The sequence below is a fragment of the Aliihoeflea sp. PC F10.4 genome (assembly GCF_054612275.1).
Genome location: NZ_JBTSWH010000001.1, coordinates 3228645 through 3250379 on the forward strand (window position 1 = coordinate 3228645; position 21735 = coordinate 3250379).

Consider the following 21735-nt stretch of genomic DNA (forward strand, 5'->3'; position numbering starts at 1 on the left):
GGTGATCTTCCTGACCTGCGTGAAAAAGCTCTTGGTCTTGCCAGCCTTCGGCGTGTCGGATCGGATGCGGCCGGGCTTCGGGCGGAAGCGGTTTTCGTCGTCGGCGCTCAAGGGCGCGACTCCAGCCAAAACCGCCGGAAACAGGCCGATATGGGCCTATGGTGCCGCTCGAAACCCTGCAAAGCCAAGGCTTTGCACGAAATCGCGGCACGCCGCCCCTCAAAACCACGGTGCCGGAACCGGCCACCTAACCAGTGTGCAGACAACAATAATTTCCAGAAGCGGCCCGACATGGTGCCGTCTTCTTTAATCTTGCCCTCCGCCCTTCCTGCCTGTTGTGCCCCTCCTGCCGGGAATCCAGCCAAGCGCGAACCAGCCTGATCGGACACCGGAACCAGCGCCGCCGAGCGCTGGAACGCCGCCCTCATGGCGTTCCTCCAACACGCGCGCGGACCACGAAGATGCCGCCGTCCTGCGGCTCGTCAGCATCGAGATCGCGCGCCGGAACGGTCACGCTGGCGGCGCCGGATCGTGCCTCGGACGGCGGCTCGGCGACAGTTCGCGTGTCGTCCGGGCGCCTGACGAACAGCGGGGCATCGCGCCAGTCTGGCGGCGGTGGCGATGCCGATGACAATGGTTCGGACGCAGCCGCGCCCCCGAGCATCGGCGCGAGCACGGCGACATAGCCGCGCGTCTCGGCCGGCAGGGTACGGCCGGTCGCGAGGTATTCGTCATAGCGGCCGGGACCGGCATTGTAGGCCGCCAGCATCGCCGCGACATTGCCGTAGCGGTCGAACATCTCGCGCAGATAGGCCGCGCCCGCGAGGATGTTGTCGCGCGGGTCATACGGGTCGCGGCCGAGGCCGTGGCGGGTGCGCAGCTCGGTCCAGGTCGCGGGCATGACCTGCATCAATCCCATCGCACCAGCCGACGAGACCGCGCGCATATCGCCTGCGCTCTCGGCGCGCAGCACGGCGGCAATCCAGTGCTCGGGGATGCCGAACCGCTGCGACGCCTCGGCGATATGGGCCGCATGGGGATGGGCGGCGGCCGGGCGCTCGACGGCCACGGATTGCGCGACCGCGACGCCCGGTCCGGCGCAGATGGAAAGCGCGGCGGAAAGTATCAGGACGGCACAATGCCACGTTATCCTGTCTCCGCTTCGCCGCCAGCCTGCCGGCGTGCTCGCTGCGGTCAAGGGTGCGCACGAAGCGCCGGCCGATGGCCGCCCCTGACCTTCGCTGCGCGCGCCGGCCGTCCGGTGGCCGAGCGGGACGGAGGGATGAGACGGTCTTTCCGCGAACGAAGGGATGCCGGTATTGGACCCGAGGACGACGCGGGCACGCGCGGGCGTCATTCCTGATCCTCGCGCTTGCGGGGGCGCTTCCAATGCAGGTCCCAGGACGAAGGATCGTCGTTCGACTGGAACAATCGCGCGCGGATCGGAAACGGAAAGAGCGGCCCGTCCAGCTTCAGGGACAGGAACTCGCCGGCGTTCTCGCTGGCGTCTTTCCACGCCGGGCCGACATCCGGGCCGTCCTCGCCGTCGAGATGCACGCGATAGTCGGGTGCGTTCTTCACCGCGCCCGGCTCGACGGGAACGATGACGAGCCGCTCGTCGAGGCCGAGCGAACGAAGCTGTCCGGAATAGCCGGTGGCCGTGCGGATGAACTGGCCGATCAGTGCCATGGAAAGTCTCCTGGGTTTGGTGTTCGGGGTGGTTTCAGCGCGTCGGGGCGCGCCACTTGAAGCGGCCGTCGCCGTCCTCATCGGTCCAGAGCGGGACCGCTCGGCCGATGACGGCGCTTGCCGGGATCGGGCCGAAGTAGCGGCCGTCGAGGCTGTCGCGGACGTGCCGGTTCATGAGGAAGAGCTGACCGTCGCCGACGACGCGGCAGCCCCGCCAGACGGGCAGTGCGCGGCCGAAGCGGTCGCGCTCCAGCGTTTCGCCCTTCTGCACGTCATCGACGGTGATGGTGCGTCCGATCCGGCAAACCCGCTGCCCTGGCAGGCCGACGACGCGCTTCAACAACGGCACGCCAGGCGCGATGTAGCCGCGCTCGACAATGAAGGCGGCGAGCGGTTCGGGCGGCATGACAGCGACCAGCTCGGGCACGTCGAGCGCGTCGGCCGGCTCGACGATGTAGAAGCCGATGGGTGCGCTGGCGGTGGCGTTCCAGATCAGTTTCGTCGGCGTCTCGATCGCGCCGGCGGCGGCGATGCCGATGACGGCCAGCGCCGTCACCGCGAGCGTGCGGCGGCGCGTCATGGGTCCATCCTCCGGCGATGAAGCCATGCGGCATGTCGCTCGGGCGTGTAGGCGTGCGGCTCCAGATTGGCGGTCAGACGGTTGTGGACGTGTCGCCAGTGCTCCGGCGAGGCGTCGGCCGGATCGAGGCTCAGCGCTTCCACCGCGTCGATCGCGGCAAGCGCGCGCTGCACCTTGGTCCAGCCGTCGAGGCGCATCAGGATTTCGCCGCCGGGGCGGACGAAAGGCAGCGTCTGGAACGGCTCGCCGCGCCGCACGGCGCGAACGATATCGATGCGCGAGATGACCGTGCCGTGCTCGCCCTTCGCCCATCGGACGAAGGCGAAGACGCTGTCCGGCGTGAAGCCGACGACGCTGCGGCGGCGATCGATGATCTGCTCGTAGCTCTTGCGGCCGAAGCGTATCCAGTGCTCGACCTGGCCGCGCTGGAAGGTCAGCTCGACCGTCGTGGCGGACGGCGGGGGGGCCTCCGGCAGCGTGCGGCCGTGCGCGCGATAGCTGCCCCGGCTCATCGCTCGCCCCGCTCTTCGGGCGTCAGCGGGCGGGCGGGAAAGACGCGGCCAGCAGTCTCCTCGCGCGTCGATCGGCGTGCGCCGATCTCGCTCCAGGCTTGCAAGTCCTCGACCGCGTAGAGGACGCGACCGCCGATCTTGCGATAGGTTGGCCCGGTCCCATAGGTGCGATGTTTCTCAAGAGTGCGCAGCGATATGCCGAGGAAGCGCGCGGCTTCCTTGGTGCGCAGCAGGCGCGGCGGCAGGCCCGCCAGCGGGTTGGTCATGGATTTGCCTCCAGTCGGGATTCGGCTGTCGGTGGCGACAGCGGACTGCGGCGAACCATGGCGAGGGATCGGCGGCGGGTAGCGTGCCGCATTCGCGCCTATGCGCTCGCGGCACCCCCCATTGGCGCCATAAGGCGCTGGTCGGGCGAAGGGATTCGGCTGCGGATCGAGGCTGGGAGACTGGCGCCGACGATGCGGCCGCGCCGAATTGGCGGAGACATCACCGCGCTGTTCGGCTAGAATTGGAGGCGGAGCAGACGCGCTGCTCTGGGGCGTAGTAACCCCTGACTAGCGGTTGGTGTCGGCCGTGACGGCACCACCATCCTCGACCTTATGGTCGGGGAGCCCATGGCGTATGTCCAGGGCTTCTCGCCTAAAGGTCATGGGGCCGTCTAGTCACGGTTACTAACTCCCCGATCACCAGGTCAGAGGGGCCGTTTGCGGGGGCGAACCGCAAGCAAAGGCCCTCTCGTGATGAAGGGGAATGGCCATGCGGGTTCCCGTCGAACTCGATCCCGACGTGGAAGACGAAGCGCCGACCGGCGACACCATAACCGTCTACGACGAACGGCATTTCGTGACCTATCTGCGGCTGCTCGACGCTAAGTCGGACGGCGCGGACTGGAGGGAGGCCGCACAAATCGTCCTCCATCGCGACCCGGTCGCCGACGAGCGCCGGACCTTCCGATGCTGGCAGACGCATCTCGAACGGGCGCAATGGCTCTCGCGCGAGGGGTATCGACGGATATTGGAGCAGTCGGGCGCGAACGAAGAATGAAAGCTCGACCGGCTCAGCGCTTCCGTGGTTTGAGAGGGTAATGGAGCAGCAGGCGATAGCCCCCGCGCATCATATGGACTCCGTGAGCAACGAGCCGGCGGGCTTTGCTTTTGCGTGGATCGCTCTCGTAGTCCTCCTTAGTGCCGCGAAAGCCGAGCAGGACTTCGGCGATGGTACGGTAGCTCTCGCCGCTTAGCCGGGCATCGAGCGCGCGCAGGGACAGGATATGCCATTGGCGGAGTTGCGCAGGCAGAGCGCCAAACGGCGGACCCGCCGGTCGGCGGCGGACGCAGCGCCAGAAACGCCGGACGGCATGAAGCCTCAAGTCCGTGAAGTCATCAAGCGGCAGCGCGACGGCCAGCGCGACCGTTTCAGCGAGGTTCGCGTCCGGTAGCCAGACCTGGTGGGCGACGCCATCAGCAGTCCAAATACCGTGCCACCCATCGTCTGCTTGACGCAACTCCAGCCCATTGAGCGCGACGAGAGCGACCGCGATGATGGGTGCGAGTGTGTGCGGCGGCCGCGCTGGCATTAGCTCAATCGCCTGCGGCCTCTGCCGTGGCGACCAGAAGGTGGGTTCGTTGCCGTGCGGCTTGTCCGGGTCGCGTGGAAAATCGCAACCCCCAGCGCTCGGTAAACCGCTCCAGTTGGTCGGGCGCCGGGCACTTCGGCAGAGTTAGCCGCTGCACGTCATGCCGGTATTCGGGATGTCGGCGTAGATATTCCCACGCGAAACCGGCAGCCGTAATCGTCCTTGCATGCCGGTATTCCGCTGGAGAGCGCCAATCGATTTCGATCATAGCTGCGCTTCCACGCCATCCAGGACAACGCGCAGCCCGAGTTCGAACGCGGCGTCGAAGTCCCAAGTCTCCGGCAGATCAAGCCGGTCGACGGCCTCATAGCTTGCCCCTGGCGAACGAGCTTTGACGCGCGGGTCCATTTCCGTGATCGGCGCTCGATGCTCGTATCCCGCTTGCCCCAGCGTGAAGTGCACAAGCATGAAGTAAACGCGCAGCGCATCGATCTCATTCATCCCGGCTTGACCGAGCGCACTCAGCGTCACGTTCATCGGGGCGAAGATCGAGGCCGGAGCGACATTGGTGGCCTGCATCTCTCGCATCAATTCGGGATGTCGACCGCAGGCCGCCCGGAGCATGCTGAAGCAATGTTCGATCCGGCCGCGCCAGTTCGCGCCCTCCCGATCGAACTCGATCGCATCGATCACCTTCCCGGCGATCATCCGAAGAAGGTCGGCCCGGTCGCCGACATGATTGTACAGCGCCATGGGGGTCACGCCGAGATGGGCCGCAAGACCGCGCATCGTCAAAGCGCCGGCACCGTCCCGATCGATCATGAGCAGCCCAGCCGCAACGATGGTTTCGCGCGTCAGGCCGACCGAGGGCGATGCAGGTCTGCCCCGTCCCTTCGCCGCGCCGCTCATAAAGGCTTCGTCAGCGCGATGGACATGGAGAGCAGGCTGGCTACGCCGAGCACTGCGCGCGCCATATGGGAGTATTCCCAGATGTCACGCAGCCCTCGCCAGTCGCGATTCTCGCCGGTGAAAATCGAAAAGAAGGACGATCCTGCCCCCGAAAGTTCGGTGTCTTGAAGCCAGAAGCCGTTCACCGGATGCGTCCAGACCCAATAGGTCGCGTGGAGAAGAAGCATCAGGCCAAGCGAGCCGACGGTCCACCAGAACCGCTCGGACCCTGTTGGGATCAAAAACAGCAATCCGCAAAGAACAAGGATGCCGCCAAGCTCGGCCACGAGGCCGCCGACGGTGAAGCCAGGGTAATAAATAGCTTGGACGGTTCGGTACGCCTCTTCGTCCAGACGCATCTTTCCGGGGTATTCCAGGGCGTGAGCTACGGCGAGCCCCATCGTGATGGCTATCAGCACGAGGGCTAGATGAGAAATTGGTTGCGTCATAGCCAAGCCTCACGTTCACGACCAAGGATAAATATACGCGTATATATATGGCGTCGGAGGCTGTGACAACTGCTGTTCAGGCGTGACCAGCATGGCGAGCGGATAGGCATAGCAAGCCTTGGTGACATCGCCCCTTTAGGTCAGCGCTTCGGGTACTTGCCCGTCGGCGAGACCGGGGGGTGCAAGGCGCAAGGGCGACCGGGCCGGAGGGGGATCACCCGGTCTGCACGGAACGGAGGAACGACGTGGAGGAAGGCCGGGGACACCGGCCCGGTCAAGCGTCAACGATCCCTTGCGCCGCGCCGGGGGGCAGCGCCCCTAAGCCAAACCCGCCCAGCATAAGCGCCAGCGGACGCCGGGCAAAAGGATCTGATCGGAATGTGCAAATCCGCAGAACCTGAGAACCACGCATCCCGATCTCCTTATTCCCTGCAAGACGGTGACGGCATGACCATGACGAAGCCCCGCTCGTATGAGCGAGGCTTCGGGGGTGTCCGGCCTCAGTCGCCGTTGCGGCGGGACCAGATGAGGTTGTGGCTTTCGCCGCTCTCGTCCTCGACCAGGCTGGCGTAGATCGGTGCGGGGAAGCTCGGATCGTCCAGCTTGACGGAGAGGTATTCGCGGCTGCTCTCGCGGGCGGTCTTCTTCCAGGCCGCGCCAAACTCGGTGGTGCCGGCGAAGATGCGGAAGTCTGGACCACGCTCGCTATCGCCCTCGGTGGCGACGAACTTGGCCTTGACGTTGAGGGTCAGGGTCTTGACCGCGCCGGTGAAGCCTGCGCCGTTTTCGTTCTTGGTGAAGGTGCCGATGGTCGCCATTGTCGTGTTCCTTTTTGCATCCGGCCGCGCCCGTCGCGGCCTCGATGGTGGTCGTGCGACCGGGGACGATCGGCCCCGCACCCGTAGGGCGGGAACGCAGTGGACGGCGGACGGCGACGGCTTTTTTGCTTCGCGATGCAAAGCCGCAGGCGGCGGAAAAAAGCTGGCGACGGACGTTGCGGGAAGACGAACGAGGCGCAGCCGGTCTTCGGTCAGACCCAATCCATTCGAGGACGCCGTGGGCGTGGCTGAAAGGGAGATCCGAGGAATACGGCACTGGTGGCGATCGGCCGACGCGCCAGACGTTGAAAGGGCAGTGAACCTGCCAGCGCGTTAATCTTCCCCCGGCTTTCGACGGCAATGCCCGCCCGTCGTCCACGGCCAGACCGGACCGCCTCCCGATCTTCATCTTCGTCCCAGCACCGACGTCTGCAGGCCGGAGCCGATCACCCTCAAGCGCAACGTGATCGTTCTCGTCAACGGGCGATCCAAAATTCAGTGCGCATTACCCGGCCGAGGGCGGCGATGCGGCGATGGAGAAGCCACCGTTGCGGTCTTGCCGCTAGCACTGTCGCCAGTCACCCCCATGCCACGCGCACCCGGCTGGGGCTTCATCATCGACAGAACTGGCAACCGACGGTCTTCGCGTTAGCGATTGAAGCCGAAGGCGGAAACGGGCCTGTGGCGTGGTTCCAGCGCAGCCGAAAGCGCGGCCCGCAGGGCAACGCCACTCCTTCGCTCGCTATACTTGCGAAAACGCCCTGACCAACACAGATTATAGCAAATAAGGGGGAAAGGGTCAGATCAATGTCGACTTACGAATTGCTAATAACGGATGTCACTCGGTACAACGACTTGTTCTGCGTTGCAGGGTGGGACTTGAACAATGGCGGCATGATCCGTCCGGAACCGCCGACCGCGAACGCCGCCGTGGAGGCATCACGCTTCTGGACGGTTCAGGATGCAGGACCGGGAAAGTTCTTCGCTGTAGGCAATCACGTTCGGTTCGATGCAGCAGGTCCACCGGCAAATTTTCCGTTTCCCCATGCGACTGAGGATCGCATTTTCATTGTCGGAAACAACAGCGCGGTCCTCGGTCAGATGACTGCCGCGCAGATCGTACACGCTGTCGCGGCTGGTGTATCAGTGTCGATCGCCCAAGCCTTCGGGGGGCATTTGCATCGAGCCAATTCGGGCAAGGCGCATGTGACAGCGGGTGTCCAGACCGGTTCACTCGACGCCATCATGATCCAGCCGGGGTCGATCTCCTTCTACGAGCACAATCCGTCTCCTGGCAAACGGCAGCTCCGCGCGCTTATCGACCAGGCCGGCATCGAGTATGACTTCTCGGTGCCCGCCGATGCTGCAAAAAGCCGGTTCCTCGCGGGAGGGGTCGCTGCATTGGAGGCCGATGCGGCCGCAAGCCAAAGCATTCACGTTCGCCTTGGCCTGTGTCGTCCATTCGCGGCGATGCCGAATAGTTGCTACGCGCAAGTCAACGGCCTGTACTTCTTGTGACTATCTTATGTCATAATGAGCAATCTGTTCAGCTGCAAAAGTCTATGATGCGCTCGAAGATAGCTGGTCGTACGGGTGCATCATTGATATGATCGCGACGCGCTGAAAATGGAGATCGTGTCGGACGAACGGTCGTAGCATGAAGGAGGCCAGGATTGGCGGATGCGGCTGTGGAGGTTCTGACGATCGGGCATTCGACGCTGCCCTATGAGCGTTTCCTCGCGCTGCTGCGTCAGGCGTCGGTCACGGCGGTCGCCGATGTGAGAACTGCACCGTTTTCGCGGCACTTCCCGCACTTCAATAGGGACACCCTGCGCGACGAGTTGCGCCAGGACGACGTTGCCTATGTCTTTCTTGGTGAAGAACTAGGCGGGCGTCCGAAAGGCAAAGGGTTCTTTTGCGACGGAGTGGCCGATTACGAGAAAATGGCTGAGACGCCGGACTTCGCGAGAGGACTGGAGCGTGTCATCGATGGAGCGAAGAAGTATCGCATCGCCATGATGTGCTCGGAGCATGATCCGCTCGATTGCCATCGCTGCCTTCTAGTGGGCCGGGCGCTGCAAGAGCGTGGGGTGACTGTCCGCCATATCCTAAGCGGAGGTCAGATCGTCGATCATCGGCAGATTGAGGACAGGCTGATGGACATGGCGGGAAAGAGCGATATCGATCTCTTCGAGCCGCCCGCGAAACGCCTCGCCGCAGCTTATCGGGATAGAGCAATGAAGGTCGCGTTTTCCGAGCGAGAAGCTAGCGCGCGGAAACCGGCGGCGGCGGAGTAGGTGATTTGAGCGGTGTGGAATTAACGACGATCGGCTTCACCAAGACGACGGCCGCCAAATTTTTCGACCGGCTGAAGAGCGCGAGCGTGAAAAAGGTGATCGACGTCCGGCTCCATAACACGTCGCAGCTCGCGGGTTTCGCGAAAGCCGATGACCTCGCTTTTTTCGTGAAGACGATCTGCGGCGCGCAATATGTGCATCAGCCGCTTCTCGCCCCGACCGACGACATCCTGAAAGCCTTCAAGCGCGACAAGGGCGACTGGGGCATCTACGAAAACTCGTTCATGCGACTGATGGCGCAGCGTAAAATCGAGGACAGGTTCAAGCCCGAAATGTTCGAAGGCGGATGTCTGCTGTGTTCCGAGGACAAACCCCATCATTGCCATCGGCGGCTCGTCTGCGAATATCTCAACAGCAAATGGGACGGCACTTTGAAAGTCAGGCACCTCTGATCCTGCCTGATCCACCCACGGTCACTACCAATGGGGTGTCTGACAGACCAACCGCATGACTGCCGCCCCACCGATGAAGCCTCCACCGATGACAGAAGATCTGCCGCCAGACTTCGGACGGCACGGCGTCGCCCGTGACGCCGTGGATGAGGGCGTAGCCCGCGACGGCGGCGGGCGCGGCGAAGACCAGCGCCACGTTCAGGCGCAGCACCGGCGAGCGCAGCGAGGTGAAGGCGAACACCAGCAGGCCATGGGCGGCCGCCCCGGCAACGAGACCGACGAGCCCTGCGCCGATCAGGCCGGAGCCGGAAGCGCATGCCCACTTCGCCGCCTCGACGCCAAGCATGAAGGGCAGCGCATAGACGGCGAGCGTAAAGGCCAGCACACAGAGGTCAGCGACCAGCGCGACGGCCAACAACATGAGCACGATCATCGAACGATCCTCCTGAATCCGATGACGGCGTGCCGCATCGGATCGGTCGCGCGGGGTCGATCCCCGCGCGACCGATTTTTGGGTGATGGACGGAAGGAAGGCCGAGACCGCTAATGCGATCCCGGCCCAATCCTCACTCGGCGGCGATCTGGAAGGCGTCACCGTCTTGGCGGTCGTCCAGCCATACGGGCCGCGTCGTGCGCAGCACCGAAGGCAACCAGCCGGTGCCAGCCAGAAGCTGTTCGGCAGCCTCCGCCATATCGGTCTTCTTCAAGCCCGCGATCCGTTCCGCCGCCGCGACGCTGACGGCCTCGCGCACGGCGGCGAGGATGTGCGCCTTGGTGACGCGACCAAGATAGGTCCGCACCGTGGACGTCCAGTGCGCCGTCATGTCGAGCGCCACCGCCGTTGCCAGCTTCTCCGCTGCCGCATGGGCGTGGGGCTTGCGCTCCCAAGGCTGCTTCACCGCGTTGACGGTCAGCGAGGCGCAATGGGCGAACAGCGCCATGACGCTGGCATGGTCCAGACCGGCTACGAAGCCCCACAGGTCCGCCACATCGCGCGGCATGTCAGCCGCCCATCCGGCGTGACGATCCGAAAGCGCCTTGCCCGCTACCGTGTCCTCGATGCCGTCCGCGTGAGATGCGAGCGCGCTGCTGGTCGGTCGAATTTCGAGGCAAGCGGCGTCCACCCCGCGATAGAAGGTCTGCGCGGCGAGCGCATGGGTGACGGCCATCAGCGCTATGTCAGGCTGCTCGCCCAGCGCAAGGCGAAGGCCCAGCGTCCGGCGCGAGGTCAGATCGCGGACGAGCAAGTCCGACAGCGGCTTGCCCGCATCCCCTGCGTCCTCGTCCTCGGCCTCCGACGCGGGAACGGCGTCGCCGTCTCCATCATGGTCGCCGTCCTCGATGATCTCGCCATCGCGGTTGACGCGAACGCCGTTCACAACGCTGCCGCCGTCACCGCCCGCATCGCCTTCGGCTTCCGGCACTTCGTCTTCGGCGCGGATGAAGCCGCGTTCGATCCGGGCCGTGCCGTCATGGTTCAGGATGACGAACACCCCGCCACGGATAATCTCGTCGCCGTCATAGGCGTGGCGCTTGGCGTCAATGCGCTCGATCTCGGCTTCCAGCGCCGCGAACCGGTGATCCACCTCGTCCGGTAGGTCCACATCCATATCCTGCCACTCCGCCGACAGCGCCTCCAGTTCCTGTTGCGCGGTGTCGTAGGCAGCGGCATCGTCCTCCGACAGTTCCACCGGGTGCGGATAGGTGCGGTTCAGGCCGTGGGCATGGGGGAAGTCGATGTGGGCGGCGGTCCACTTCCATCCCTCTGCGACCTGAACCTCTGCAGCGATGCCTTCAAGCTTTTCGATGACGAGCCGGTCCAGCAACGCGGTATCCGCGAAATAGCCGCCCCGGTCCTCGGTGAAGAGGTCGCGGATGATCGTGCCGCCAGCCTCTGCATACGTATCCGCGCCCACGAAGATCGCGCGCCGGTCGTTGGCCGCGACCGTCATCTTGGTCAGATCGCGGCGGATCGTCCACGGTTCGCGGTTATAGGACAGGTTGTCGAACACCTGTTTCTGCCGGGCCGGATCGTCCACGATGGCGAAAGCCATCAACTGGTCCAGCGACAAGCCGCCGTCCCGATAGACCTGCATCAGCTTGGGGCTGACCGCGCCAAGGCGAAGCCGCTGCCGGACGACATGGGCGGTCACGCCGAACCGGGCGGCGATCTCTTCCGCGCCCCATCCGCGACTGTCCGCCAGCTCGCGGAACCGCTCGAACTGGTCGGCGGGGTGCATGGCTTCACGGGTGACGTTTTCGTCGAGGCTGATTTCCGCTGCGTCGTTGACGGTGTCCAGAACGCAACGGAGGCTTTCCGTCTTCTTGATCTGCTTGCGCTTGACCCGTAGCATCTGCGCCAGTCTGCGGCCTTCGCCGATGGTGACGAAATAGCTGCCGGTCGGCTCACCCTCTGCGTTCGTCTCCGGCTCCACCACCAGATTTTGCAGCATCCCCTTTGCGGCGATGCTGGCCGCCAGCGCCTCGATATGGGCTTCGCTATGCGGGGTCTTGCGGGCGTTGCGGGGGGACTTCTTCAACCTGTTCAGCGGCACAAACAGCACTGCGCCGTTCTCGACGGCGGGGGCTACGGAAACCGTGGCGGTCGTCTCGATGGTGTCGGTCATGGTCTTGATCCTTTGGCTTGGGTTTCGCGCAGCGAAGCGCCGCGCTGAAACCCTGCCCGTCGGCGAGACCGGGGGGTGCAAGGGGCAAGGGCAACCGAGCCGGAGGGGGATCACCCGGCCTGCACGGAACGGAGGAACGACGTGGAGGAAGGCCGGGGACACCGGCTCGGTCGAGCGTCAGCGATCCCTTGCCCCGCGCCAGGGGGCAGCGCCCCCAAGCAACCCGCCAGGCGTGAGCGCCAGCGGGAGCCGGGCACAAGATCGGATCAGGATGTGCAAAGGCACAAAACCTGAAAGCCGTGCATGTGATCGCCATAGCTACCCCATTGGTGGCGAGTGACCCAGCTCAACAGCCTTGCGACGCTGCGCCGTCGTCAATGCGCTCCAAAAGCGGTGGACGCGCGCGGTCGGCATCTGCCTCAGGTCGTCAATATGCTGGGCGCGACGGAGTTCGACCTGAAAGAACGACGGATTATGATCGACGTTGAACGCCTGAAGTTTCCAGAAAACGACGGCGGCGTATTTAGGGGTTAGCTTCTTGTTCTTGCGGTAGTAATCCAGAGCGCCCGACAGGATCGGACTGCTTTCTTTTGCGGCGAGTTGCTCCAGCGTGCGGATGCAAGATTCCAATTGCATCTGCTGGGTCAGCTTGGCGAGGTGCCGTTTCGCCTCTGTCGGCGACAGACGCCGACCCTTTTCGAGGACGGCTACGTCGAACTGGAGTATGCAGTGGGAGCCGACCCAGAGCGTCGAGTCGGTATAGTGATTGGCGATCTCGAAATGGTAGCGAAGATCCTGCTGGCCGCAGAGTTCACAGGTTTCAATAGGCTGCTCGTGATCGACTGTGTTGTCGGTGAAAGACCATTCGCTGAACGCAGCCGGCAAGGTTGCTGCCACTGAGAGTGGAAGAATACTGTCACGAACCCTCTGCGTGTACCCGCCCATGATGGTATCGCCCGTTATTTAAGAGCGCTTACCTTAGCTTATTTCCTATTTAAGCCAAGTGGTCATTGCTTAAATAGCGATGCAAACACATAATGGGGCATGTCAGAATCAGCCCCAAACCTCCGGCTAGGCCGTTTCGTAGAAACCCCTGTGGCGGGTGAAATGGTGCGCGCTTTCGTGCCGCCCCCACTACCGCCGGAGCCGTCGATTGACGTTCTGGCCCTGCTGGAGAAGCTGAGTCTGGCGGAACGGGCCTTGGGACGGCTGGACGGCATCACTATGTTGCTACCCCGCCAGGAACTGTTCCTCTATATGTACGTGCGGAAGGAAGCGGTTCTTTCCTCGCAAATAGAGGGAACCCAATCGACCCTCTCGGACCTGCTCCGCTTCGAGACCGAGGCGCAGGCCGGTCAGCCGATCGATGACATCCGCGAAGTCTCGAACTATGTCGACGCCATGATGTACGGCCTTGAACGGCTGGAAGAACTGCCGCTGTCGCTGCGTCTGATCCGGGAGATGCACGCGCGGCTGCTGCAAAGTGGACGTGGCGGAACGAAGAGCCCCGGCGAGTTCCGGCGATCGCAAAACTGGATCGGCGGAACGCGCCCGGGCAACGCGCTGTTCGTACCGCCTCCGCAGACCGAGATGGATGGCTGCCTCGACGCGCTCGAGCGGTTCATGCACGAGGAGGGATCACGTCTGCCCGCCCTCATCAAGGCCGGACTGTTACATGTCCAGTTCGAGACCATCCACCCATTCCTGGACGGCAACGGCAGGATCGGACGCTTGCTGGTCACACTATATCTCTGCGTCAATGGCGTGCTGCGCAAGCCACTGCTTTATCTGAGCCTCTACCTCAAAACCCATCGGGCCGACTATTACCGGCTGCTTCAGGAAGTGCGCGAACATGGCGCGTGGGAAGCCTGGCTCGACTTCTTTCTCACGGGCGTGGCCGACACCGCCAATCAGGCGTTCGATGCGGCCACCCGGATCGTTGATCTCTTCAAGGAGGACCGCGAACGGATTACGGCTGAGAGTGACCGGGCAGGCTCGGCGCTTCGCATCCACGATCTATTTCAGCAGAATCCGTTCCTGACCGCCAATCAGCTCGTCCAGAAGACGGGTCTCTCGGCCCCCACGGTCAATGCGGCGCTCGCCGATCTGGAGCGTTTCGGAATCGTCGAGGAAATCACCGGGCGCAAACGGGGGCGCGTGTTCAGTTACCGGCGCTATCTCGCCATCCTGAGCGAGGGAACCGACCCGCTCCCCATTACGGCATGAAGGGGGAGTCTGTGCCTGTAAAAACTCTATCCGCCGCCCAGTTCGCGACCTCCTTCGATCTTAGGCCAAATCTGGTGGCATGGTTTCTCGGGGCCGGCGCATCGGCCGCATCCGGCATCCCGACCGGTTATGCCATGATCCGCGATTTCAAGGCGCAAATCTTTTGCCGCGAGACGAACCTGTCAAAGCGGGAGATCGATACCGCTGACCCAATATGGATCGACAGGATCGATGCCTTCTTCCGGCAAACGTCACTGTTGCCGCCTGACGGCGATCCGACGGAATATGCCAAGGCCTTTGAAGCGGTGTATCCAGAGGCCCGTCATCGCCGCCAGTATATTGACGATGCGATCTCAAAGGGTAGCCCCTGTTTTGGACACAAATTACTTGGCAGTCTGATGGCTGCTGGCAAGGTCGATTGCGTTTTCACGACGAATTTCGATCCACTCATCGAAGAGTCGGCGCATTCGGCAAATGGGATCCTGCCAGTAAGCGAGCAGAACCGCCCGACCGTGGCGGCGATCGATTCCGCCGACCGCGCCATGCGGTGCCTCAATGAGTCGGACTGGCCATTAGTCGCCAAGCTACACGGCGATTACCAGTCGATCGCGATTAAGAATACGGGATCGGAACTGGAGGAACAGGACACCCGGATGCGGCATGTGTTGGTGGAATCTGGCCAGCGCTTCGGAATGATCTTCGTCGGCTATAGCGGACGTGACGCTTCGATCATGGAGGCTCTGACGGAGGTTCTCGACGCGCCGTCGCCATTTCCCAACGGACTTTATTGGCTTACCTCGTCGGCGTCGCGCTTGCTGCCCGCAGTGACCGAATTTCTGGGTCGAGCCGCAGCGGCCGGCGTGGACGTGGCCGTCGTCGAGTGTGCGACCTTCGATGAGCTGGCTGCCGATATCGTAAAGATAACAGATCTGCCTAAGCCACTTTTTGATCGCGTGATGGAAGGGCGTCCGACGCCGCGCTTGGTTCCAGTACAATTGCCGATCACCGAGGCCCGAAACTTTCCCGTCTTGCGTTATTCTTCGCTGCTGATCGAAAACATGCCGCGCTCCGCCCGTCGCGTGAAGCTCGCGCAGAGCACGACCTCCCCCACAATCCGCGAAATCCTCAAGGACAAGGGCGTTAAAGCGACAGTCGCGGCAAACGGGCGAGAGTTAGCTGTTTTTGGCAGGGATCAAGAAGTCGTTGATGCGCTTGCATCACTTGGGGCAACCCTCGACGGCGAAATCAAACTCGATCCAGCCGTAGACAGTTGGGCGATGGGCCTCATCTACGATTCACTGGTCAGAAGCTTAGCACGCCGCCTACCGCTTATTCCGCGGTACAAGCGTAATGGCCATTCCGTCGTTATAGCCTCACCGCGCGACGGAGAGGATCGTGAGCAGGCACGTCGGAACGCGCAACTGCTATCCAACCTTCGGAATGCCTATAAAAGCGATCTAACGGGCACTGTTCCTGGTCTAGGATTTCCCTTTCAGGAGGGACTGTTCCTGAAACTGGACCTTATCAACGGACGCTGGTGGCTCGGCTTTGAGCCCTACACGTTCGTGCATATTCCGCGCGTCGAGGTAGCCCAGGTTGGGAGTTCGGAGCATCCGGAAAATTCAAGTTCCGACCCGATGGGCGCGCGGCCAGAGCGCGGTGGAGATCCTGCAGGCGATTGGCGCAGGGAACGTTGGGCACAACGCTATAACAGAAACTGGGCAAGCATCATCGCCGCGTGGGCTCAGCTTTTGACCGACTCCGGAGGTAAGACGAAGCGAGCTTTCGGGTTGCAGGACGGTGCGGGAGTAGATGCACTGTTCGAGGTTTCGCCAGTCACGGGTTGGAGTCGCCCAGGTCATCACCACGCTTATTTCGACAGGACCACGTGATGAGTAGTTCGGTCCTTTCGACAAAGCTTCCGCCGTTCACGCTACTCGCTGAACCGGACCTTTCCTTCTCGCCCTCGGATTCCACACAGGTAGATGTCCATCCGCTTCGGGGGCTCGCGAATTTTGGGCCTTATTCGAAGGGGTCATTCGGCGGGTACACCCCACGGATAAGGATCGCGACAGTAGGGCCGGAGAGCGCTTTTAGAAGACGCGGCGAACTGATGCTGTTGTTGAGGAACGCGCATCGACCGTCCGACAGGTCGGAATATGTTCCACACTATCCCGGCTTCGAGCGCCTTTTCCGCGTCGCCCTCGAAGCGGCACCGCGCGAGGCCCATATCAAATGGCCCGAGCATATTCGGGAGTTGCCTGGAGAGGGCGACCCGCAAACTCGCCTTTACCACGCGATGGAAGCGGCGCTCCAACGGCTCGACACGGTACGCAATGAGTTCGACGTTGTTCTTGTTCATTTCCCAGATAGCTGGAGTCCAGCCACACGTAGCAAATTCTTCGACGCCCATGACGTGCTCAAAGCGCTTGGCGCTCGATACAATATCCCAACCCAGGTGCTGAACGACCGTGCCTTCACATTCACGCACAAGGCGTCGCTCGCATGGAGACTGGCAACCGCTCTTTATGTGAAAGCCGCCGGTACGCCGTGGAAGCTGGCACCGCTGAACGGCGTGCCGATCGACACGGCTTACATTGGCCTCGCCTATGCGCTGCGAGGCGATCAGCGAGATGCACATTATGTGACGTGCTGCTCGCAGGTCTTCGACATGGATGGCGGTGGTATGCAGTTCGTGGCTTTCGAGGCTCAGGATCCCGTTGCCGACGTTGCTGAGGCACGCAGGAATCCGTTTCTGAGCCGCGACGACATGCGCGCGGTCCTTGCTCGCAGCGTTTCGCTCTACCAAGGCCGCAATGGTGGCAACCTCCCCAGGCGGATGGTCATCCACAAGACTACGGCGTTCAAGGATAGCGAGATCGAAGGGGCGTTCGATGCGCTGGCCGGGGTCGCGGAGATCGAATGCGTCGAGGTGAGTTCGGCATCCTGCTGGCGCGGCGTCTGGCTGATAGAGTCCGGCCAGCAAAAGCCACCTACAAAGCCGTCAGGCTATCCCGTGCCAAGGGGGACGATGGTGGTTCGCTCGGGCAATTCCGCGCTGGTATGGGTCGCCGGTAATGCGCCCGAAGTATCTACCAAAGGTGACTATTATCAGGGCAAGAAAAGTATACCTCGCCCACTTCAATTAGTTCGCCATGCGGGTAGCGGACCACTTGAGCTAATCGCTCACGAGGCGCTCGCATTGACGAAAATGGACTGGAATAACGATGCGCTCTACGACCCGGTGCCGGTCAGTATTCGTTATTCACAAAAATTAGCCCGCACGATTGCGAATGTCCCAGATCTGCCCCGAAACGCTTACCCTTATCGACTGTTCATGTGAGCGCAGTGCGATTTATCCCTCACACGGACATCAACAACCACGCGACGGAGGCGATAACCCCGTCGACCGCCTGATGGAAGGAAGCATGTGCGTATCGAATCCGTAACCCTGTCCGGCTTCCGCTGTTTCGGCCCTGATCCGATCACAGTGCCGATCTCGCCCGAGATCACGGCGGTCGTCGGCCCGAATGCGGCGGGCAAGACCGCGCTGCTCCATGCCTTGTCGAAACTGTTCGGCGTGTCGCGTGCGCAGCGCACGGTTCAGCGTTCGGATTTCCACTTGGGCGCAGGTGACGATCCCGACGATCGTGAACCTAAGGATTTGTTTATCGACGTGTCGATCGGTCTGCCAGAGTTGGCCGATGGCACCGCGACGCCAGAGACGATCGCACCCTCGTTCAGGCATATGCAGATCGAACGGGAGGGTAAGTCGCCGGTCTGCCGGTTGCGTCTTGAAGCCAGATGGGAAGATGACGGCACGGTCGACGGAGAGGTTTCGCAGGAGTTATTCTGGGTCGATACACTCGATGACGAGCCGGCCGAGGACAAGTGCCATCCGGTGTCGGCGGCCGATCGCGGCCTGATCCAACTCTATTACACACCAGCAAGCCGGGACGCCGCGGCGCAGATCAAAGCGACGACAGGGGCGCTCGCTGCGCGCCTGCTGCGAGCTATCGAATGGTCGTCCGAAACAGAAGAGGCCGTTCAGGAAGCCACCGAAAGCCTGGCGACAGCTTTCGAGGGCGAGTCGGCCATCGCCGCAATCGGCAAAGCCTTGCAGGCGCGCTGGTCCGGGCTTCACGACGATGTTGTCGATACGAAACCCCGGCTCAGCTTGGTCAGTCGCCGGTTCGAGGACATCATCAGCAAGATCGCCGTCATTTTCGAGCAGGGACCGGACGGCCAGGAACGCGGTCTCGACGCCCTGAGCGACGGGCAGCAATCGCTGTTCTATTTCGCGTTGGCTGCGGCAGTGTTTGATTTGGAGCGTGAGGTTGTTGCTGGCACCGTGGACGGCTTCCGTGACGATACCCTCCGTATCCCGGCGCTTACGCTGTTCGCGCTAGAAGAGCCGGAAAATCATCTCTCCCCATACTTCCTCGCGCGTATCATTGGTCAGGTTCGGTCCCTAACCGACGCTGGCGGCGTGCAGGCGATCGTCACCAGCCATTCGCCAGCGGTGCTGAGCCGCGTCAATCCGCGAGAGGTCCGCTACTGCCGGTGCGACCCGAAGACGCGGGTCTCGACGGTCAAGAAAATCAAGATTCCGCCGGGCATTGACGAGGCGTCCAAGTTCGTCCGTGGCGCTATGCTCGCATATCCTGAACTCTACTTCGCCAGGTTCGTCCTGCTGGTCGAAGGCGACTCGGAACGGATCGTACTGCCACCCTTGGCCGATGCGCTCGATCTCCTGATCGATCCTGCCTTCGTCGCCATCGTGCCCTTGGGCGGGCGGCATGTGCAGCATTTCTGGCGATTGCTGAAACATCTCGGCATCCCACACGCGACCCTTCTCGATCTCGATCTGGGTCGCGACGGCGGTGGCTTTGGGCGGGTGAAGACGATGATCGAAAAACTCATCGAATTTGGCGCGCCAAAAGCCACGCTCCTGAAGATTGACAAGGGCATCTTGTCCGACGCCGACTTCGCGACGATGCACACTTGGCAGGATGCCGAAGACCGCAAGAACCTAAAGGCTTGGGTCGACAGCCTCAAACCGCATGGGGTCTTTTTCTCATCACCTCTCGATCTCGATCTGGCTATGCTTGAGGCCTTCCCCGACGCTTATGAAGCGATTATCCCCAAGGGCGGCGGTCCGAAAATGGCTGCTGATAAGGCGGCGGAAGTGGTGCTCGGGACGGCGGGGTCAGGGCTCACTCTCTACACTGGCCCATTCAAGGATTATCCGGCGCTTCTGCCAGCCTACCGTTATCACTTCCTCACCAACAGCAAGCCTGCAACGCATCTCGCAGCTCTGACTCACATCAAGAAAAAGGATTTGGCCGAGAACATGCCTCCGGTTCTGGCCGAGATTCTGAAGCATATCGCCAAGTCGTTGCGGCGGGATTAGCCATGGCGGTGCTGTCGCGACGGGTTCGCCCCGATGATTGGAAGCCGGTGGGCGTGGAAGCGCTCGAAGCAAATGCGTTGAAGGTCGTTCGCTCGACAGACAATCGATCCGTCATCGCCGGCCCCGGCGCGGGCAAGACGGAACTGCTGGCGCAACGCGCCGCCTATCTCCTTCAAACAGGCGCGGCACCCGCGCCAAGGCGTATTCTCGCGATCAGCTTCAAGCGGGATGCCGCGACCAACCTCGCTGCGCGCGTCCGTCAGCGCTGCCATCGCAATCATGCCGGGCGCTTCGACTCGATGACCTTCGACGCCTTTGCGAAAGGGCTTATTGACCGCTTTGGTCAGGCGCTGCCCGAACGCTGGCGGCCACGGCCCGATTACGACATCATCTTCCCCAATGATCGTGATTACCGCGATTTTCTGTATCAGACGGTCGGCACGCCTCCTGCGTCAGTTGGCACCTATGCCGACCTCCAGGCGATAGCGGTGAAGACATTCGAGCGCCGTCATCTTGTTGGGTCGCCGCTCCCGGTGGACGGTTGGTCAAAGCCGACGCCGGGCCAATGGGCCGCTAACCGCTTCTGGCAAACCTCGCTTCACGAAGGCAAGAAGAGCATCCTGTCGTTCCCCATGATCGGGCGGCTCGCCGAACTCCTGTTGCGGGTCAATCCGATGGCGCGTGACGCGCTTCGACTGACCTATTCGCACCTGTTCATGGATGAGTTTCAGGACACGACGCAGATCCAATATGATCTGGTTCGAACCATCTTTCTCGGCACTGAGACGGTGATAACGGCTGTCGGTGACAACAAGCAGCAGATCATGCGCTGGGCGATGGCGATGGATGATCCGTTCACCGCGTTCGACGCCGATTTTGGTGGGAAACGGACGCCGCTCTTCAACAACTACCGGTCATCACCCGAGCTGGTGCGTATCCAGCATGTCCTTGCACAGGCGTTGGACGCCCGCGCCGTGGCTCCGGTATCGAAAACGGCAGGCACGATCGCCGGAGACAGTTGCGCAATCTGGGATTTCTCGACGCCGGAGGTCGAAGCGGGTCGCCTGGCGGCGTTCGTTGTCGCGGAAATGAAAACCCACAACCTTGGCCCGCGCGATTTCGTTCTGCTCGTCCGGCAAAAGGCAGTCGATTATGCAGCAGTCCTCGAACCAGCTTTTGCCGCCGCCGGAATTCCCCTGCGTAATGAGGCCGGTACCGTCGGCGCGGTCATGCTCCAAGAGTTGCTGGCCGAGGAAGCTTCGGAATTAGTCATCGCCATTCTGCGCCTCGCGATGACAAAGCGGGCCGGCCGACACTGGACGGATTGCCAAGAGGCGCTGGCGGCGCTTCACGGGATCGCACCCGACGAAGAGGCGGCGCAGGCCAGACTTTCCCGCGAACTGGACGCATACGCACTCAAGTTGGCAGCCGCCCATTCCACTCCACCAGCCTCGAAAGCAGTTGCTCGATCCATGGTGGATGACATTCTAGCATTTGTCGGCCGGGAACGACTGATCGCGGTCCATCCTGCCTATGGTCAGGGCGGATGGCTCGATAAGGTGCTCGATGCCGCCGCTGTTCATCTCGCGGCTTCCTGCGCCGGTGGCGTTGCCTGGGCATCGGCGCTCGATGCGTATGAAGGCGTTCACGCGATACCGCTGATGACGATCCATAAAAGTAAGGGACTTGAATACCACAGCGTCATTTTTGTCGGTCTGGACGATGGAGCATGGTGGAGTTTTGCCGGCGATCAAATCGAAGCGACGGCGGGGTTCTTCGTCGCCTTCACGCGCGCCAAGCAGCGCGTCGTTTTTTCTTACTGCGCGCGTCGAGGTACACGAACGAAAATCGCAACGTTGTATGAGCTTCTCGGCAAGGCGGGGGTGCAGACGGTAGATGTCGCGTGACCTCTCTTAAACCATTGTAGAATGCGGCGTTAGAGGGCTATAGCGTAGACGTAGTTCTCATCATCGCCCGGCGCGGCGCGCCAAATACCGCCGATTACCCTCCGCAGCGCGATATTGCCGCCGATCACCGCACACCCACCAACCGGCATACGAAACCGCCGATTCCACGCTACAGCCCGATAAAACTTAAGGCCAGCAAACGGCAACTCCCGACCTCATCTCGGCCATAGCGAGTGCGTCC

The 21735-nt window shown here is 62.4% G+C and carries 23 protein-coding genes; 9 read left to right on the forward strand and 14 right to left on the reverse strand.

Going from position 1 to position 21735, the window contains the following annotated elements; all coding sequences use genetic code 11:
* Positions 1-107: 107 nt before the first annotated feature.
* From ACX82Z_RS16195 to ACX82Z_RS16220, 6 genes are read right to left on the reverse strand one after another with little or no spacing between them, the layout of a single operon-like run.
* The gene (locus ACX82Z_RS16195) at positions 108-428 is read right to left on the reverse strand and encodes a hypothetical protein (RefSeq protein WP_459590098.1); all 321 of its coding nucleotides are present in this window, start codon (positions 426-428) and stop codon (positions 108-110) included.
* Positions 425-1357 (reverse strand): lytic transglycosylase domain-containing protein, encoded by a 933-nt coding sequence (locus ACX82Z_RS16200; protein WP_459590099.1) that lies wholly within the window; start codon positions 1355-1357, stop codon positions 425-427. Before ACX82Z_RS16200 ends, ACX82Z_RS16195 begins: the two co-directional genes overlap by 4 nt.
* Positions 1354-1689 (reverse strand): DUF736 domain-containing protein, encoded by a 336-nt coding sequence (locus ACX82Z_RS16205; RefSeq protein ID WP_459590100.1) that lies wholly within the window; start codon positions 1687-1689, stop codon positions 1354-1356. The genes ACX82Z_RS16200 and ACX82Z_RS16205 overlap by 4 nt, the downstream gene beginning before the upstream one ends.
* A 34-nt stretch (positions 1690-1723) precedes the next feature.
* A complete protein-coding gene (locus ACX82Z_RS16210) occupies positions 1724-2269 on the reverse strand; it encodes a S26 family signal peptidase (protein WP_459590101.1) in 546 nt (181 codons plus the stop codon).
* Positions 2266-2781, reverse strand: coding sequence for a DUF2840 domain-containing protein (locus tag ACX82Z_RS16215; RefSeq protein WP_459590102.1), 516 nt, complete (start codon positions 2779-2781; stop codon positions 2266-2268). Before ACX82Z_RS16215 ends, ACX82Z_RS16210 begins: the two co-directional genes overlap by 4 nt.
* Positions 2778-3047 carry a helix-turn-helix transcriptional regulator gene (locus tag ACX82Z_RS16220; protein ID WP_459590103.1) on the reverse strand — a complete coding sequence of 90 codons (270 nt, stop codon included), beginning with the start codon at positions 3045-3047 and terminating at the stop codon, positions 2778-2780. Before ACX82Z_RS16220 ends, ACX82Z_RS16215 begins: the two co-directional genes overlap by 4 nt.
* Positions 3048-3537: 490 nt before the next feature.
* Here ACX82Z_RS16220 and ACX82Z_RS16225 point away from each other — a divergent pair, with 490 nt between their 5' ends.
* On the forward strand, positions 3538-3825 hold the full coding sequence (locus tag ACX82Z_RS16225) for a DNA -binding domain-containing protein (RefSeq protein WP_459590104.1): 288 nt from the start codon (positions 3538-3540) through the stop codon (positions 3823-3825).
* Positions 3826-3838: 13 nt separating this feature from the next.
* Here the strand turns inward: ACX82Z_RS16225 and ACX82Z_RS16230 are convergent, their stop codons facing one another.
* From ACX82Z_RS16230 to ACX82Z_RS16250, 5 genes are all read right to left on the reverse strand, one after another.
* Positions 3839-4357 carry a DUF2285 domain-containing protein gene (locus tag ACX82Z_RS16230; RefSeq protein WP_459590105.1) on the reverse strand — a complete coding sequence of 173 codons (519 nt, stop codon included), beginning with the start codon at positions 4355-4357 and terminating at the stop codon, positions 3839-3841.
* A 4-nt stretch (positions 4358-4361) separates the two neighbouring features.
* Positions 4362-4625, reverse strand: a complete 264-nt coding sequence (locus tag ACX82Z_RS16235) for a transcriptional regulator domain-containing protein (protein ID WP_459590106.1) — start codon at positions 4623-4625, stop codon at positions 4362-4364.
* Complete coding sequence (locus ACX82Z_RS16240) at positions 4622-5146, reverse strand: TetR/AcrR family transcriptional regulator (RefSeq protein ID WP_459590108.1); 525 nt, start codon at positions 5144-5146, stop codon at positions 4622-4624. The genes ACX82Z_RS16235 and ACX82Z_RS16240 overlap by 4 nt, the downstream gene beginning before the upstream one ends.
* Positions 5147-5262: 116 nt before the next feature.
* On the reverse strand, positions 5263-5754 hold the full coding sequence (locus ACX82Z_RS16245) for a DUF1772 domain-containing protein (RefSeq protein ID WP_459590109.1): 492 nt from the start codon (positions 5752-5754) through the stop codon (positions 5263-5265).
* Positions 5755-6254: 500 nt separating this feature from the next.
* The gene (locus tag ACX82Z_RS16250; RefSeq protein ID WP_459590110.1) at positions 6255-6572 is read right to left on the reverse strand and encodes a DUF736 domain-containing protein; all 318 of its coding nucleotides are present in this window, start codon (positions 6570-6572) and stop codon (positions 6255-6257) included.
* A gap of 807 nt (positions 6573-7379) precedes the next feature.
* Here ACX82Z_RS16250 and ACX82Z_RS16255 point away from each other — a divergent pair.
* The 3 genes from ACX82Z_RS16255 to ACX82Z_RS16265 all read left to right on the forward strand — a co-directional run bounded on the left by ACX82Z_RS16255 (position 7380) and on the right by ACX82Z_RS16265 (position 9321).
* Positions 7380-8090 (forward strand): dual OB domain-containing protein, encoded by a 711-nt coding sequence (locus tag ACX82Z_RS16255; RefSeq protein WP_459590111.1) that lies wholly within the window; start codon positions 7380-7382, stop codon positions 8088-8090.
* 155 nt (positions 8091-8245) lie between these two features.
* Positions 8246-8869 (forward strand): DUF488 domain-containing protein, encoded by a 624-nt coding sequence (locus ACX82Z_RS16260; RefSeq protein ID WP_459590112.1) that lies wholly within the window; start codon positions 8246-8248, stop codon positions 8867-8869.
* A 14-nt stretch (positions 8870-8883) separates the two neighbouring features.
* Complete coding sequence (locus ACX82Z_RS16265; RefSeq protein WP_459911836.1) at positions 8884-9321, forward strand: DUF488 domain-containing protein; 438 nt, start codon at positions 8884-8886, stop codon at positions 9319-9321.
* Here ACX82Z_RS16265 and ACX82Z_RS16270 read toward each other — a convergent pair.
* The 3 genes from ACX82Z_RS16270 to ACX82Z_RS16280 form a co-directional block, all read right to left on the reverse strand.
* Positions 9308-9754, reverse strand: a complete 447-nt coding sequence (locus tag ACX82Z_RS16270; RefSeq protein WP_459590113.1) for a hypothetical protein — start codon at positions 9752-9754, stop codon at positions 9308-9310. The genes ACX82Z_RS16265 and ACX82Z_RS16270 overlap by 14 nt on opposite strands.
* 133 nt (positions 9755-9887) lie before the next feature.
* Positions 9888-11948 (reverse strand): ParB/RepB/Spo0J family partition protein, encoded by a 2061-nt coding sequence (locus ACX82Z_RS16275; protein ID WP_459590114.1) that lies wholly within the window; start codon positions 11946-11948, stop codon positions 9888-9890.
* Positions 11949-12266: 318 nt separating this feature from the next.
* Entirely contained in the window at positions 12267-12893 is a 627-nt protein-coding gene (locus ACX82Z_RS16280; protein ID WP_459590115.1) for a hypothetical protein, read from the reverse strand.
* Between the two features lie 99 nt (positions 12894-12992).
* Between ACX82Z_RS16280 and ACX82Z_RS16285 the strand changes: the two genes are divergently transcribed.
* The 5 genes from ACX82Z_RS16285 (at position 12993) to ACX82Z_RS16305 (ending at position 21494) form a co-directional block, all read left to right on the forward strand.
* Positions 12993-14174 carry a Fic family protein gene (locus tag ACX82Z_RS16285; RefSeq protein WP_459590116.1) on the forward strand — a complete coding sequence of 394 codons (1182 nt, stop codon included), beginning with the start codon at positions 12993-12995 and terminating at the stop codon, positions 14172-14174.
* 11 nt (positions 14175-14185) lie between these two features.
* Complete coding sequence (locus ACX82Z_RS16290) at positions 14186-16066, forward strand: SIR2 family protein (protein WP_459590118.1); 1881 nt, start codon at positions 14186-14188, stop codon at positions 16064-16066.
* Positions 16066-17517: an argonaute/piwi family protein gene (locus ACX82Z_RS16295; protein WP_459590119.1), complete on the forward strand. Its 1452-nt coding sequence runs from the start codon at positions 16066-16068 to the stop codon at positions 17515-17517. Before ACX82Z_RS16290 ends, ACX82Z_RS16295 begins: the two co-directional genes overlap by 1 nt.
* Before the next feature lie 87 nt (positions 17518-17604).
* Positions 17605-19587 (forward strand): ATP-dependent nuclease, encoded by a 1983-nt coding sequence (locus ACX82Z_RS16300; RefSeq protein WP_459590120.1) that lies wholly within the window; start codon positions 17605-17607, stop codon positions 19585-19587.
* Between the two features lie 2 nt (positions 19588-19589).
* Positions 19590-21494: a UvrD-helicase domain-containing protein gene (locus ACX82Z_RS16305; RefSeq protein ID WP_459590121.1), complete on the forward strand. Its 1905-nt coding sequence runs from the start codon at positions 19590-19592 to the stop codon at positions 21492-21494.
* The last annotated feature ends 241 nt before the right edge of the window (positions 21495-21735 follow it).